The sequence below is a fragment of the Aeribacillus sp. FSL W8-0870 genome, assembly GCF_037963755.1.
GTDB classification, from domain to species: Bacteria; Bacillota; Bacilli; order Bacillales; family Aeribacillaceae; genus Aeribacillus; species Aeribacillus composti.
Genome location: NZ_CP150165.1, coordinates 37,501 through 51,409 on the forward strand (window position 1 = coordinate 37,501; position 13,909 = coordinate 51,409).

General features: G+C 37.9%; 18 protein-coding genes (1 of these 18 cut by a window edge). 17 read left to right on the forward strand and 1 reads right to left on the reverse strand.

The genetic code is table 11. The annotated features are described in order from the left end of the window. The 9 genes from NSU02_RS00165 to rsmI all read left to right on the forward strand — a co-directional run. On the forward strand, positions 1-239 hold the 3' end of the coding sequence (locus NSU02_RS00165) for an aminotransferase class I/II-fold pyridoxal phosphate-dependent enzyme (RefSeq protein WP_339193740.1). The gene continues 1,201 nt to the left of window position 1, outside the view; 239 of the gene's 1,440 nt are visible here — the last part of the coding sequence; its start codon lies off the left edge, out of view; the stop codon is at positions 237-239. A 5-nt stretch (positions 240-244) separates the two neighbouring features. Then, positions 245-880, forward strand: a complete 636-nt coding sequence (tmk, locus tag NSU02_RS00170) for a dTMP kinase (protein ID WP_063387600.1) — start codon at positions 245-247, stop codon at positions 878-880. A gap of 109 nt (positions 881-989) precedes the next feature. Continuing rightward, positions 990-1,319, forward strand: coding sequence for a cyclic-di-AMP receptor (locus NSU02_RS00175; RefSeq protein ID WP_063387599.1), 330 nt, complete (start codon positions 990-992; stop codon positions 1,317-1,319). A gap of 12 nt (positions 1,320-1,331) precedes the next feature. Continuing rightward, the gene (locus NSU02_RS00180; RefSeq protein WP_063387598.1) at positions 1,332-1,772 is read left to right on the forward strand and encodes a YaaR family protein; all 441 of its coding nucleotides are present in this window, start codon (positions 1,332-1,334) and stop codon (positions 1,770-1,772) included. A 16-nt stretch (positions 1,773-1,788) separates the two neighbouring features. Further along, positions 1,789-2,781, forward strand: coding sequence for a DNA polymerase III subunit delta' (gene holB, locus NSU02_RS00185; protein ID WP_063387597.1), 993 nt, complete (start codon positions 1,789-1,791; stop codon positions 2,779-2,781). A gap of 2 nt (positions 2,782-2,783) precedes the next feature. After that, positions 2,784-3,611 (forward strand): stage 0 sporulation family protein, encoded by an 828-nt coding sequence (locus tag NSU02_RS00190; protein WP_063387596.1) that lies wholly within the window; start codon positions 2,784-2,786, stop codon positions 3,609-3,611. Positions 3,612-3,624: 13 nt separating this feature from the next. Beyond that, positions 3,625-3,990, forward strand: coding sequence for a DNA replication initiation control protein YabA (gene yabA / locus NSU02_RS00195; protein WP_063387595.1), 366 nt, complete (start codon positions 3,625-3,627; stop codon positions 3,988-3,990). A gap of 72 nt (positions 3,991-4,062) precedes the next feature. Beyond that, positions 4,063-4,800, forward strand: coding sequence for a tRNA1(Val) (adenine(37)-N6)-methyltransferase (locus tag NSU02_RS00200; protein WP_066247199.1), 738 nt, complete (start codon positions 4,063-4,065; stop codon positions 4,798-4,800). Positions 4,801-4,848: 48 nt separating this feature from the next. Beyond that, entirely contained in the window at positions 4,849-5,724 is an 876-nt protein-coding gene (gene rsmI, locus NSU02_RS00205) for a 16S rRNA (cytidine(1402)-2'-O)-methyltransferase (RefSeq protein ID WP_066247202.1), read from the forward strand. A 31-nt stretch (positions 5,725-5,755) separates the two neighbouring features. On the opposite strand, the gene NSU02_RS00210 is transcribed toward rsmI, so the two are convergent. Next, entirely contained in the window at positions 5,756-6,040 is a 285-nt protein-coding gene (locus NSU02_RS00210; protein ID WP_063387592.1) for an AbrB/MazE/SpoVT family DNA-binding domain-containing protein, read from the reverse strand. A gap of 315 nt (positions 6,041-6,355) precedes the next feature. Between NSU02_RS00210 and metG the strand changes: the two genes are divergently transcribed. The 8 genes from metG to NSU02_RS00250 all read left to right on the forward strand — a co-directional run bounded on the left by metG (position 6,356) and on the right by NSU02_RS00250 (position 13,909). After that, positions 6,356-8,299, forward strand: coding sequence for a methionine--tRNA ligase (gene metG / locus NSU02_RS00215; RefSeq protein ID WP_063387591.1), 1,944 nt, complete (start codon positions 6,356-6,358; stop codon positions 8,297-8,299). A 96-nt stretch (positions 8,300-8,395) separates the two neighbouring features. Next, positions 8,396-9,163 (forward strand): TatD family hydrolase, encoded by a 768-nt coding sequence (locus NSU02_RS00220; RefSeq protein WP_063387590.1) that lies wholly within the window; start codon positions 8,396-8,398, stop codon positions 9,161-9,163. A gap of 223 nt (positions 9,164-9,386) precedes the next feature. Continuing rightward, positions 9,387-10,586: a G5 and 3D domain-containing protein gene (locus NSU02_RS00225; RefSeq protein WP_232515628.1), complete on the forward strand. Its 1,200-nt coding sequence runs from the start codon at positions 9,387-9,389 to the stop codon at positions 10,584-10,586. Positions 10,587-10,783: 197 nt separating this feature from the next. Then, complete coding sequence (rnmV, locus tag NSU02_RS00230; RefSeq protein WP_339193742.1) at positions 10,784-11,323, forward strand: ribonuclease M5; 540 nt, start codon at positions 10,784-10,786, stop codon at positions 11,321-11,323. Then, positions 11,277-12,155 carry a 16S rRNA (adenine(1518)-N(6)/adenine(1519)-N(6))-dimethyltransferase RsmA gene (gene rsmA / locus NSU02_RS00235; protein ID WP_066247210.1) on the forward strand — a complete coding sequence of 293 codons (879 nt, stop codon included), beginning with the start codon at positions 11,277-11,279 and terminating at the stop codon, positions 12,153-12,155. The genes rnmV and rsmA overlap by 47 nt, the downstream gene beginning before the upstream one ends. A 75-nt stretch (positions 12,156-12,230) precedes the next feature. Then, on the forward strand, positions 12,231-13,127 hold the full coding sequence (yabG, locus tag NSU02_RS00240) for a sporulation peptidase YabG (RefSeq protein WP_063387588.1): 897 nt from the start codon (positions 12,231-12,233) through the stop codon (positions 13,125-13,127). A 189-nt stretch (positions 13,128-13,316) separates the two neighbouring features. Continuing rightward, positions 13,317-13,583 carry a Veg family protein gene (locus tag NSU02_RS00245; protein ID WP_063387587.1) on the forward strand — a complete coding sequence of 89 codons (267 nt, stop codon included), beginning with the start codon at positions 13,317-13,319 and terminating at the stop codon, positions 13,581-13,583. A gap of 137 nt (positions 13,584-13,720) precedes the next feature. Beyond that, complete coding sequence (locus NSU02_RS00250) at positions 13,721-13,909, forward strand: small, acid-soluble spore protein, alpha/beta type (RefSeq protein WP_063387586.1); 189 nt, start codon at positions 13,721-13,723, stop codon at positions 13,907-13,909.

A 13,909-nucleotide genomic window follows, 5' to 3' on the forward strand; every position in this document is an offset into this window, starting at 1 on the left:
TTTCTTACGAGGCAATGGAAAACAGTACAAAAACATTTGTATCATTAGAAGAAGCGATAGGAGAGATCTCTGCTGAAATGATTATTCCTTATCCGCCGGGAATACCGCTTTTGATGAGAGGAGAAAAAATTACAAAAAATCAAATTGAAGCGTTGAAAAGGTTAATGGAGCTGCGTGCTAATTTTCAAGGAGGAAAGAAATTAGCAGAAGGCCTTATTTCTATTTTCAGGAAAAGGTGATCTTAATGAAAGGAATTTTTATTACGTTTGAAGGACCTGAAGGAGCGGGGAAAACGACAATTATTAAAAAGCTTGAAAAAAAGTTAGAAAAAGAAGGAAAAGACGTTGTCGTGACGCGCGAGCCAGGCGGTATTGTCATCAGCGAGAAAATTCGGGAAATTATTCTTCATAAAGAACATACAGAGATGGATGCAAGGACCGAGGCGCTTCTTTATGCTGCCGCGAGAAGACAGCATTTAGTCGAAAAAGTAATTCCCGCTCTTCATAAAGGAAAAATTGTACTTTGCGATCGATTCGTTGACAGTTCTTTAGCCTATCAAGGGTATGCAAGAGGTCTCGGGATTCAAGAGGTGCTTGAAATAAATCAATTTGCAATAACCGGCATGATGCCCAATCTTACGCTGTTTTTTGATATTTTGCCGGAAAAAGGATTAGCAAGAATAACTAGCAATCAAAATCGAGAAATCAATCGACTTGACTTGGAAAAATTGGATTTCCATCAAAAGGTTTATGAAGGATACAAGAAAATCATTGAAATGTTTCCGAATAGAATAAAAGTGATCAATGCAGATCAGCCTTTAGAAAAAGTTTTTTTTGAAGCGGAGAGTGCATTGGACTTATTTTGGAAGGAAACATTGTAGTCATATCGTTCTCAAGCTTGATATAATGAAGAAAAATTGATATTCGCTGCAAAATGTCCTGGCAAGATGTCCTGCTTTTCCGTTTTTATTAATAAGGAGGCTTTTCCGTATGAAATTGATTATGGCTGTTGTCCAGGATCAAGATAGCAACCGCTTATTAAAAGCCCTGACGGAACATAACTTTCGTGTGACAAAGCTTGCAAGCACCGGGGGATTTTTAAAGTCCGGCAACACTACTTTTATTATTGGAACAGAAGACATTCGTGTGCAAAAAGCGCTCGATATCATTAAAACGAACTGCCAATCTCGCCAACAGCTTGTTGCTCCAGTTTCACCGATAGGCGGGAATACCGACTCTTACGTTCCCTATCCGCTTGAAATTGAGGTTGGCGGTGCAACTGTTTTTGTCCTTCCAGTTGAACAATTTCATCAATTTTAAAGGTGAGAGCAAATGAAAGTTAATGAAGATTTAAGAACAATACTGCCTAAACAAACAATTGAACAGAACGGAACACAAAACAGATCTAAAATATTTTCTCAAATGGTTGAAAAGCATGAATCCAAGCTCCATGAAGAACAATGGAAACAGCTTTTAAATGAACTGGAGGAAGCCGGAGAACGTCTAAGTAAATCGAGAAATATGCATGATTTGTCTAAGTTTAAAAGATTAGTAAAGCGGCTTATTCGTGAAACGATTGAATTCGGAATGGGTGTCAAAGAATCAAAGAGCTGGGATTTTTATGGGAACAGACGGAATTTAAAAATCGTTTCCCAAATTGACCAAAAGCTGGTGGAATTGACCGAAGAAATTTTAAATAAAGAAAAAGATGCCGTAAACATTTTAGGGAAAATAGGGGAAATAAAAGGGCTGATCGTGAATTTATATACGTAAGTGAGTGGTACAATAAATGAAAACATGGGAAGAACTCGAAAAACTTCAGCCAAAAGTATTGAAAATAATACAAAATTCTTTTAAGAAAAATAGATTGGCCCACGCCTATTTATTTCAAGGGAAAAAGGGCACAGGAAAAAAGGATGCTGCTTTTTTAACTGCAAAAAGTTATTTTTGCGAGCATTTGGAGAAAAATTATAAACCGTGCGGACAATGTTCAAACTGCAAGAGAGTTGAGAGCGGAAATCATCCTGATCTTCACTTTATAGAGCCTGATGGCTTATCAATCAAAAAAGAACAAATAGAAGCATTGCAGAAGGAATTTGCAAAAACGGGCGTTGAATCGAACCGGAAGCTTTATATCATATCTGGATGCGACCAGATGACTGTCAATGCGGCCAACAGTTTATTGAAATTTTTGGAGGAACCGACGGAAGGAACAATGGCAATATTAATAACAAATCAAGTTCATCGAGTGTTGCCGACAATTCTTTCTAGATGCCAAATATTAACCTTCCAACCCATTCCCCCAAAAATGATTCAGCAGGAACTTGAGAAAAAAGGAACTCCAAGTCATATAGCTGCCCTCGTCAGTCAAGTTACCAATAATATTGAAGAAGCATTTTCACTTAGCCGTGACGATTGGTTTGCGGAAGCAAGAACCAAAGTGATAAAATTATATGAAGTATTGGACTCCCGTCCCGACCATGCATTGCTTTTTATTCATAATCATTGGGTGCCTTTTTTTGCAGATAAAGAGCAAATGGAAATGGGACTGGATTTTCTCCTATTTTTATATAAAGATTTATTATCAATTCAAATCGGAAATGAAGATGACGTTGTTTATTTAGATATATTGCCAATGTTAAAACAGCAAGGGCTAAAGCTTGGCCAACGAACTGTTTTACACCAAATCGTCTCCATTTTGAATGCAAAAAAACGGTTAAATTTCAATGTTAATCCGCAGCTTCTTATGGAAGATTTGGTTTTAACATTGCAGGAGGGATAAGCTTGTATGATGTTGTAGGAGTTCGCTTTAAAAAGGCGGGAAAAATTTATTATTTTGATCCAAATGGTTTTGATATACAGCTTGATGATTATGTCATTGTTGAAACAATCAGAGGGATTGAATATGGAAAAGTAGTAGTCAGCAAAAAACAAGTGGAAGAGCATGATATTGTGCTTCCATTAAAGAAAGTCATTCGGAAAGCTGATGAAAAGGATCGGATGATTGTCCAAGAAAACAACAGGGCAGCAAAAGAAGCGATGGATATTTGTTTAAAAAAAGTAGAAGAACACGGTTTAGAGATGAAGCTTGTCGATGTAGAGTATACATTTGACCGCAACAAAGTCATTTTTTACTTTACTGCTGACGGGCGTATTGATTTTCGCGAGCTTGTAAAAGATTTGGCCTCTATTTTTAAAACGAGAATTGAACTTCGACAAATCGGGGTGCGAGACGAAGCGAAAATGCTTGGCGGAATCGGCCCCTGTGGAAGAATGCTATGCTGCTCCACATTTTTAGGGGATTTTGAGCCTGTTTCGATTAAGATGGCGAAAGATCAAAATTTGTCTTTGAATCCTACAAAGATTTCGGGGTTATGCGGAAGATTAATGTGCTGTTTAAAATATGAGAATGATGAATATGAAACAGCAAAAGAGCAACTTCCGGATATTGGAGATACTATAGAAACTCCGAATGGAACAGGAAAGGTTGTCGGACTAAATATTTTAGAACGTGTGCTGCAAGTCGAACTGATCAATCGCGATCGCGTCGTTGAATACACATGGGAAGAATTAATACAAGACGATGCTGTTTCTATGGAGTTCACAGATTAGAGGTGGAAAACCAGTGAACAAAAAAGAAATTTTTGATGCTGTGACATTGCTGGAGGAACAAATTGGTTATTTGTACCGCCAATTAGGAGAATTAAAGCAGCATATAGGAGAATTAATTGAAGAAAACCAACATTTAAAATTGGAAAACGACCACTTGCGCAAACGAATGTCTTCTTTTGATCAAATGAATTTGAAACAAGAAGAATTGAAAAGCGCTAAGAAGAAGGAAAAAAAGCTTGGACATATAGATATTGGCGAAGGGTATGATAACCTGGCAAGACTTTATCAGGAAGGATTTCATATTTGTAATCTGCATTATGGCAGTGTAAGGAAAGATGGAGATTGCCTGTTCTGCCTCTCATTTTTAAATAAAAAGTAAGTGCAGCTTCCTTTTCAGGAGGCTTTTCTTATGACTAGGACGAGTAAGTAATCTCAAGAAAGGGAAATTTACATGGTATATTTGCACGATGATGAAAGGCTGGATTATTTGTTAGCGGAAGATTTGCGCATCATTCAAAGTCCTTCAGTTTTTGCATTTTCTCTCGATGCAGTTCTTCTCGCAAAATTTGTGTATGTCCCGATCCAAAAAGGGAATTTGATTGACCTTTGTACAGGAAACGGGGTGATTCCACTTTTATTAAGCACAAGAACAAAAGGAACGATCACAGGAGTGGAAATACAAAAGCGGCTGTTTGATATGGCTGTCAGATCTGTCCAATATAATCACCTTGAACATCAAATAAAGATCATTCACGGCGACATTTTGGACATGCCGAAACAGCTTGGGTATGGGAAGTTCGATGTTGTAACATGCAATCCCCCTTATTTCAAAACGCCGGGACAAGAAGAGTTAAATAAAAACGAATATTTTGCGATTGCAAGGCATGAAATATTATGCACTCTTGAAGATGCTATACGTGTAAGCAGCCAATTGGTAAGGCCGGGGGGAAAAGTTGCCTTTGTCCATCGTCCAGGACGATTTTTAGAAATGATCGAACTCATGAAAAAATATCGAGTGGAACCGAAAAGAATTCGCTTTGTATATCCAAAGCTTGGAAAGGAAGCAAATACTTTATTAGTAGAAGGAATAAAAGATGGGAATCCTGATTTAAAAATTCTACCCCCATTGATCGTTTACGATGATCAAAACAATTATACGGATGAAGTTCAAAAAATATTGTACGGGTAAATAAAATGTGACTAAAGCGGAATGTATAAATTATGGTGGTGAATAGGGATGTGGCAGCAAAAAAGCTATGCGGAAGATGTAGAGAAGGGCGCACTATATTTAGTGCCGACGCCGATCGGAAATTTAGAAGATATGACGTTCCGTTCAATCCGTGTGTTAAAAGAGTGTGACGTTATTGCAGCGGAGGACACGAGACAAACGAAAAAATTATGTCATTATTATCATATTGATACAAACATCATCAGCTATCATGAACATAATAAAAATTCGAGTGGAAGACAGATCATGAAAATGATTGAAGAGGGGAAAAAAGTTGCACTTGTCAGCGATGCCGGCATGCCAACCATTTCTGATCCAGGAAGTGAGCTTGTTCAGCTAGTTTTAGACCATCATTATCCGGTTATACCGCTTCCGGGGGCTAATGCTGCATTAACGGCATTGATCGCTTCAGGAATTGCGCCTCAGCCTTTTTATTTTTTTGGATTTTTACATCACAAGAAAAAAGAAAAGAAAAAACAATTGGAGCAATTAAAAAATAAGAAAGAAACCATTATCCTTTATGAATCTCCTCATCGACTCGTTGAAACGTTAAAGGATATTCATGAATTTTTTGGCAATAGGAAAATAGCTGTTGCTCGAGAGTTAACAAAAATGTATGAGGAGTTTGTGAGGGGGACAGTTGATGAACTATTAGATTGGGCGGAAAATCATGAAATCAAAGGGGAGTTTTGTTTAATCATTGAAGGCAGTCAAGAAAATACTCCCGATGATAACAAAGAAACATGGTGGAGTAAATGGACGATTAAAGAACATGTTGAACATTATATAGAAAAAGGCTATCCATCAAAAGAAGCGATCAAATTGGCCGCATTGGATCGAAATTTGCCAAAACGGGAAGTGTATCAGGAGTATCATTTGAAATAAAAGTCCCTGAATAGTAGGGACTTTTAACTTTTTATTTAGAAGATTCCAAAATGGTTTGGATTTCTTTTAAAATTTGCTCTGCACCTTCGCGGCTAAGAACAATTTTTCCGCCTGCAAGCTGGAAGTTATCATCAGAAACTTCTCCAGTTACTTGACAAGTCATGCTAGGTTTATATTTTTTCAAAATGATGCGGTCGTCATCCACATAAATTTCTAAAGCATCTTTTTCAGCAATTCCTAATGTTCTGCGCAATTCAATCGGAATAACTACGCGTCCCAACTCATCAACTTTACGAACAATTCCAGTAGATTTCATAAAATTTGTCTCCTCCCATTTGTAAAATAAAGATTTATCGCCTATATACTCCCTTTTTCGCCATTATTCGACATTTGCGATTGTCAATTAATAGAATAACAGTTTTTCCAATAAACGTCAATCCTTTTGATTCGAAATACTGTTCAATTTAAATAACTGTGTAAATCTTATAAGATGATGAAAGATTATGTATATTTTCTTGATAAAACAGGCTATGATGGTATCATAGAATATGTAATCAATGCTTGGTTTTGTCGCTCTCGTCCAACTGACGAGAGCTTTTCTGTAATGTAGTGGCAAAGGAGGATTAATATTGTGGAAAACAGAAAAAAAACATTTTATTTAACGACGCCCATTTACTATCCGAGCGATAAATTACATATCGGTCATGCGTATACAACGGTAGCCGGCGATGCCATGTCGAGATATAAACGCCTTCGCGGTTATGATGTCATGTATTTAACGGGAACTGACGAGCATGGGCAAAAAATCCAGCGAAAAGCGGAGGAAAAAGGAGTATCTCCTAAAAAGTATGTTGATGATATTGTTTCAGGGATTAAAGAATTATGGAAAAAATTAGATATTTCCTATGATGATTTTATAAGAACGACTGAAGAGCGACATAAGAAGGTAGTAGAAAAAATTTTCGACCGTCTAGTAAAGCAGGGAGATATTTATTTAGATGAGTATGAAGGATGGTACTGTACGCCTTGTGAATCATTTTTTACAGAAAGACAGCTAGTGGACGGAAATTGCCCTGATTGCGGCCGCCCTGTTGAGAAGGTAAAAGAAGAGTCTTATTTCTTTAAAATGAGCAAATATGTCGACAGGCTTCTGCAATTTTATGAAGAAAATCCAGAGTTTATTCAGCCGGAATCAAGAAAAAACGAAATGATCAATAACTTTATAAAGCCTGGGCTGGAAGATTTGGCGGTATCCCGGACGACTTTTGACTGGGGCATTAAAGTTCCTGGTAATCCAAAACATGTTATTTATGTTTGGATTGACGCATTGACAAACTATATTACGGCGCTCGGCTACGGAACCGAGAATGAAGAAAAATTTAAAAAATATTGGCCTGCAGATGTTCATTTAGTAGGGAAAGAGATTGTCCGCTTTCACACGATATACTGGCCGATTATGCTCATGGCGCTTGATCTGCCTCTTCCTAAAAAAGTGTTTGGACATGGATGGCTGTTAATGAAGGACGGAAAAATGTCTAAATCAAAAGGAAATGTTGTGGATCCAGTTACATTGATTGACCGTTATGGGCTTGATGCTTTGCGCTATTATTTGCTGCGTGAAGTTCCGTTTGGAGCGGACGGAGTATTTACTCCTGAAGGCTTTGTGGAGCGCATTAACTATGATTTAGCTAATGACTTAGGAAACTTACTAAACCGAACGGTGGCCATGATCGATAAATATTTTGACGGCATTGTAAAAAAAGAACAAGCGGATGAAACCCCTTACGATGAGGCTCTTCGCTCATTCAGAACCGAAACAGTTAAAAAGTACGAAGAAGCCATGGATAAAATGGAGTTTTCCGTTGCGCTGACAGCCCTATGGCAATTTATTGGCCGGACAAATAAATACATTGATGAGACGGAGCCTTGGGTACTGGCAAAAGACGAGTCAAAAAGAAATCAGCTTGCATCCGTCATGTATCATTTGGCTGAGTCGCTTCGACATATAGCCGTTTTATTAAAACCATTTTTAACAAAAACACCGGATAAAATTTTTGCGCAAATAGGTGTAGAGGACGATCATTTGAAAAATTGGGAATCCATTCATAAGTTTGGACAGCTGGAAGAGGTTCGGGTACAAAAAGGAGAGCCGCTGTTTCCGCGTTTAGATATCGAACAGGAAGTGAACTATATAAAAGAGCAGATGAAAGGATCGGCACCTGAGGCTAAAAAAGAAACAGCAGATGATGAGAATGAAATTACAATTGATGATTTTATGAAAGTGGATTTACGCGTGGCGGAGGTTATTCAAGCGGAGAGAGTAGAAAAAGCAGACAAGCTGTTAAAACTTCAGTTGGATTTAGGATCTGAAAAACGCCAAGTTGTTTCTGGAATTGCTAAATATTATCAGCCTGAACAATTAATCGGCAAAAAAGTTATTTGTGCAATAAATTTAAAACCGGTAAAATTGCGTGGAGAATTGTCGCAAGGAATGATTTTGGCAGGGGAAGAAAACGGAACCTTGTCGCTTGCTACCGTCGATTCAGATTTACCGAATGGAACGAAAATCAAATAAATTTGTCGAAGATTGTTTTTTTGGGGTGTTTCACGTGGAACACCTCTTTCCCTTTTATCGAAAAAGGGAAAAAATGATTGGAAAGGATGTCAAAATATGCTGTTTGATACTCATGCACATTTAAATGCGGTGCAATTTGAGGAGGATTTAAACGAAGTAATTGACCGGGCACTTCAAGAAAAAGTGGAAACTATCGTTGTTGTCGGCTTTGACCGCGAAACAATTCCAAAGGCTATAGAGCTTTCTGAAAGGTATGACTTTATATATGCAGCTGTCGGCTGGCATCCGGTTGATGCCATTGATATGACGGATCACGATTTAGATTGGTTAAGAGAGCTTTCCAGCCATCCGAAAGTTGTCGCACTAGGTGAAATGGGCCTGGATTATCATTGGGATAAATCACCTAAGGATGTGCAAAAAGAAGTGTTTCGCAAGCAAATTGCATTAGCAAAGGAAGTACAGCTGCCGATCATTATTCATAACAGAGAAGCAACTGCAGACATTGTTCAAATATTAAAAGAGGAAAATGCGAAGGAAGTAGGCGGAGTCATGCATTGCTTTTCCGGAAGCTTAGAGGTTGCCAAGCAATGTATGGACATGAATTTCTATATTTCGTTCGGCGGTCCTGTTACATTTAAAAATGCAAAAAAACCAAAAGAAGTAGCTGCGGAAATTCCATTGGACCGATTATTAATTGAAACCGATTGTCCTTATTTAACCCCTCATCCATTCCGTGGCAAACGGAATGAACCAAGCTATGTCAAATATATCGCAGAAAAAATTGCAGAGCTGAAAGGACTCACCTTTGAAGAAATAGCAAAAATTACAACCAGAAATGGAAAAAAATTATTCGGCATTTCATGATAAAGATTTCTGTCGAAGCTTGTACAAGCTTGTCTGAAAAAAGAATGATTCAAAAAAGTTCTACACGTCTTCTTTTCCTCATAGGATAAACGTGTCGAGAAGTCTTTCTTCACTTTTTGTTCAAACTTCAAGATAATAGTTACAAAAAACGAGAAAAGTGCAGGAGGGTTGACAGGTTTAAAAATACTCTATATAATCTCACGGAGGAGAAGGAGGCGTTTTCGTGATTGAAAACATGAAAAATATGGTATCCAACCTTTCCAAGAGAAAAAAGTATGTCCTTTCTGCAGTCGGTGTATGTTTAATTGGCACAGGAGCAACGTATGGGGGCTATGAAGGAACAAAAGATACTGTTAGAGTCACTATTGATGGGAAAACAGAGGAAGTAAGGACCCATGCAGACCAAGTCAGTGATCTTTTGAAAGAATTAGATATAAAATTACAAGCTAATGATTATATTTCTCATGCGAAACATCGGGACATTCAAGACAACATGAATATAGTGATAAAATATGCCAAACCTGTCCAGCTGATTGTAGACAATGAGCGAAGGAAGATTTTCACAACTGCTGATACGGTAGAAGATGTTTTAAGGCAGCAAAAAATTTCCATTACCGAAAAAGATGAAGTTCTACCAGCATTAGATGCAAAAATTGAAAAAAACATGGAACTAAAGGTGAATAAAGCGCATCTTATCACTTTAAATATTGGTGGGAAAAACCAACAGATTTGGTCTACTTCGACTACTGTCGCTGACTTTTTAAAGGAACATAACGTAAAATTGAATCCAATGGATAAAGTAAAGCCTGGGCTAACAACAGTGTTAAATAAAAACACAAATGTAGAAATTACCAGAGTAGAAAAAGTCACCGATGTAGTGGAAGAACCAATTGTATTTAAAATCGTTCAACGTACAGATAAAAATTTAGCTGAAGGAACGAAAAAAGTGATTCAAGAAGGCGAAAAAGGAACACGCCAAAAACAGTTTGAAGTCATTTTGGAAAATGGAAAAGAAATTTCCCGTAAGCTTATAAAAACTGTAACAACGAAGGAAAGCAAAGATAAAATTGTTGTTGTCGGGACAAAAGCTTCTTCGCAGCCTGCACTAGCTTCAAGAGGAACTGGCAGCAAGTCTAAAGAATTTTATGTGACGGCTACTGCATATACAGCATCCTGCAATGGCTGTTCAGGCACAACAGCAACGGGGTACAATTTGCGCTCAAATCCAAATGCAAAGGTAATCGCAGTTGATCCGTCTGTCATTCCGCTCGGATCAAAGGTGTATGTTGAAGGATACGGATATGCAGTTGCCGCCGATACTGGTTCAGCAATTTCCGGAAATAAAATTGACGTATTTTTCCCAAATAAGTCTCAAGCATATCAATGGGGTCGAAAAAAGGTCAAAATAAGGGTTTTACGTTAACTTTATCGAGTGCTGTTTTGACAGAGGGTTTCGACCCTCTGTTTTTTTACGTTATAATTGAAAATCAGTAGCCTTTTATACAATTTGACGACAAATATTACAAAAAGGTTTCAAGTTTTGGAGGAAAAAATGAAAAAAAAATAAAAGAAATTATTATCGTTGAAGGTAAAGATGATACGCTGGCAATAAAAAGAGCAGTGGACGCCGATACGATTGAAACGAACGGCTCTGCCATTAATCAATCGATTATTGAACAAATACGCCTTGCCCAAAACACGCGGGGAGTTATTATTTTTACGGATCCTGACGCTCCGGGAGAAAAAATTCGCAAAACAATAGCTGAACATGTTCCTGGATGCAAACATGCCTTTTTGCCACGCAATGAAGCCAGAGCAAAAAACGGGAGAGGAATTGGCGTTGAACATGCCAGCGCAGAATCTATTCGGAAAGCGCTGCGTTCGGTGAGAGAGGAAATGAACGAATGGAAAAGCAGCATTTCCATGTTAGATTTGATTTTTTATGGTTTAATTGGCGGTCCAACGGCAAAAAAGCGGAGGGAAAAGCTTGGAGAGCGGCTAAAAATCGGCTATGCTAACGGAAAACAGCTAATGAAACGCTTGGCAATGTTTCATATTACGAAAGAAGCGTTTTTGGAGGCAATTGAGGCGATCTTAAAGGAGGAAGAGGCAGATGGAAAAAGAAATAGCAACGTTAAGCCGAACGAAACAAATTCTTGAAAAATACAGCTTTTCTTTTAAAAAAAGCCTAGGGCAAAACTTTATTGTGGAACCGAACATATTGCATCGAATGATTGAGCGTGCAGGTGTAACAGAAGAAACAGGAGTCATCGAAATAGGCCCAGGGATCGGCGCATTAACAGAACAATTAGCAAAAAATGCTAAGAAAGTTGTTGCCTTTGAAGTCGATGGCAGACTGCTTCCGATTCTTGAAGAAAATTTAGCTCCATATTCAAATATCGAAATCATTTATCAAGATGTATTAAAGACAAATCTCCACGAAATCATTGAAAAAAAATTGAACAATTGCCGTGAAGTCATGGTAGTCGCCAATTTGCCATACTATATCACCACGCCGATCATTATGAAGCTTTTGGAAAACCGTTTGCCACTAAAATCGATCGTCGTCATGCTTCAAAAAGAGGTGGCAGAACGAATGACAGCCAAACCGTCAACAAAAGATTACGGCTCATTATCCATTGCCGTCCAATATTACACTGAAGCGAAAACGGTTATGTCGGTGCCGAAGACAGTATTCATCCCTCAGCCAAACGTGGATTCGTCTGTCATTCGCCTCGATTTGCGTCCAGAACCGCTTATTCATGTCAAAAATGAAGCATTTTTCTTTCAAGTAGTAAAAGCAAGTTTTGCTCAAAGAAGAAAAACGTTATTGAACAATTTACTCAACAACTTACCCAATGGGAAGGCGAATAAAAACATAATTGAAGAATGTTTGACATCAGCAGGAATCGATGGAAAGCGCAGGGGGGAATCATTGACCATTGAAGAATTTGCTTTATTGAGCGACAGACTTTACGAAATATTTAAATAGGGTAAATCACCATTTTGAAAAGCAAGACATACGTTAAAGAAGAAAAGAAAACTATTCCCGTTCGGAGTGAACATTATGCTAATAAAGCCGGGGATGATAGTGGCCAGAAAGTCTTATCAGTGCGATTTGCTTTTTCGGATCTTAGAAATAAAAAAGGATCATACTGGCCGTCTGATTGCCCTTATTTCAGGACAGGACGTCCGTTTAATTGCTGATGCCCCGTATGACGACTTAGTCATCATGAATAAAGAAGAACAAAAAATACGTGAAAAACAAGAAAGGGAAAAAATAGAAAATACGCTTTATCTCCTGAAGCAAGATTATGATCTATCTCGTGAAAAACAAGAATTTTACGCTTCGTCCGAATTTGAATATCAAAATGAATGTTTTCATATTCCAGGCAGAGTATTACATGTAGATGGCGACCCCAATTATTTGGAAAAATGTTTAAATTTATACGAAAAAATTGGTGTTCCTGTTCACGGCATACATTTAAAAGAAAACGAAATGGCTGATCATATTGATGAGCTTTTAGAAAAATATCGGCCGGATATACTTGTCATTACTGGACATGATTCTTATTCGAAGCATAAAGGGACAATATTGGATTTGAATGCTTACCGACACTCGAAGGATTTTATTAAAACGGTCAGGAAGGCACGGAAAAAAATTCCCGGGCTTGATCAGCTGATTATTTTTGCCGGTGCATGCCAATCTCATTTTGAGTCATTAATAAGAGCTGGGGCTAATTTTGCAAGTTCACCGTCAAGAGTGAACATTCATGCTTTAGATCCTGTGTATATTGTTTCTAAAATCAGCTTTACTCCTTTTGTTGAACGAATTAATGTTTGGGATGTACTTCGAAACACCTTGTCGCGGGAAAAAGGATTAGGAGGCATTGAAACAAAGGGCGTCATGCGGTCAGGTTTACCATTTAACCGATATATTGAGGAAGCAGGTCAAAACGAATAAACGTTTGGACTGCTTTTTTTTTTGGATAAATCCATATAATTTTTGCAAAAACGGGAAAACTATGACAAGTATTAGAGAAATTTGTTGAAAAGAAAACGTTGACACAGATGTTTAAAGGCTGTTATAATAAAAAATTTATTTGACTTATTAGTCGATTCTGTGTATAATGAACTTTGTGAGGTGGTTCCAATGGCAAAAACGTTATCCGATATTAAACAAGCTCTCGATTCTAATCTAGGCCGTCGATTAACATTAAAAGCGAATGGCGGACGTAGAAAAACAATTGAACGTTCAGGCGTTTTAGCCGAGACGTATCCATCGGTTTTTGTGATTGAACTTGACCAGGAAGAAAATGCTTTTGAACGCGTTTCATACAGCTATGCAGATGTGTTAACGGAAACAGTCCAAATTACTTTTATAGATGAAAACAACAATGTTGCAATGGGCGGGCAGTAAACGAAATTTGTTTGCTGCTTTTATTTTTTTCTCTGGCATTTTTTTAAAAGCATAAATCAAGCTTTTCGCTTGAAAACTAACAGTAAGCGGATAAAATCCGCAGGAATGTCTGTTTTTATTTAAGGGGGAGTCAAAGAATGGCTAGACGCCGAGGCATTATGTCAGAAAGCTTTAAGTATGAATTGGCTAAGGAATTGGGCTTTTATGAAACGGTCAAAAATGAAGGATGGGGAGCCATTCGGGCTCGTGATGCCGGAAACATGGTAAAACGGGCGATCGAGATTGCAGAAGAGCAATTGGCTAAGCAAAACGGCAAAACTTTTTAA

Excerpts from the sequence above, each read along its gene's own strand:
- tmk (WP_063387600.1), top strand. The coding sequence starts at position 245 with ATGAAAGGAATTTTTATTACGTTTGAAGGACCTGAAGGAGCGGGGAAA.
- NSU02_RS00175 (WP_063387599.1), top strand. The coding sequence starts at position 990 with ATGAAATTGATTATGGCTGTTGTCCAGGATCAAGATAGCAACCGCTTA.
- NSU02_RS00180 (WP_063387598.1), top strand. The coding sequence starts at position 1,332 with ATGAAAGTTAATGAAGATTTAAGAACAATACTGCCTAAACAAACAATT.
- holB (WP_063387597.1), top strand. The coding sequence starts at position 1,789 with ATGAAAACATGGGAAGAACTCGAAAAACTTCAGCCAAAAGTATTGAAA.
- NSU02_RS00200 (WP_066247199.1), top strand. The coding sequence starts at position 4,063 with ATGGTATATTTGCACGATGATGAAAGGCTGGATTATTTGTTAGCGGAA.
- rsmI (WP_066247202.1), top strand. The coding sequence starts at position 4,849 with ATGTGGCAGCAAAAAAGCTATGCGGAAGATGTAGAGAAGGGCGCACTA.
- NSU02_RS00210 (WP_063387592.1), bottom strand. The coding sequence starts at position 6,040 with ATGAAATCTACTGGAATTGTTCGTAAAGTTGATGAGTTGGGACGCGTA.
- NSU02_RS00220 (WP_063387590.1), top strand. The coding sequence starts at position 8,396 with ATGCTGTTTGATACTCATGCACATTTAAATGCGGTGCAATTTGAGGAG.
- rsmA (WP_066247210.1), top strand. The coding sequence starts at position 11,277 with ATGGAAAAAGAAATAGCAACGTTAAGCCGAACGAAACAAATTCTTGAA.
- yabG (WP_063387588.1), top strand. The coding sequence starts at position 12,231 with ATGCTAATAAAGCCGGGGATGATAGTGGCCAGAAAGTCTTATCAGTGC.
- NSU02_RS00245 (WP_063387587.1), top strand. The coding sequence starts at position 13,317 with ATGGCAAAAACGTTATCCGATATTAAACAAGCTCTCGATTCTAATCTA.
- NSU02_RS00250 (WP_063387586.1), top strand. The coding sequence starts at position 13,721 with ATGGCTAGACGCCGAGGCATTATGTCAGAAAGCTTTAAGTATGAATTG.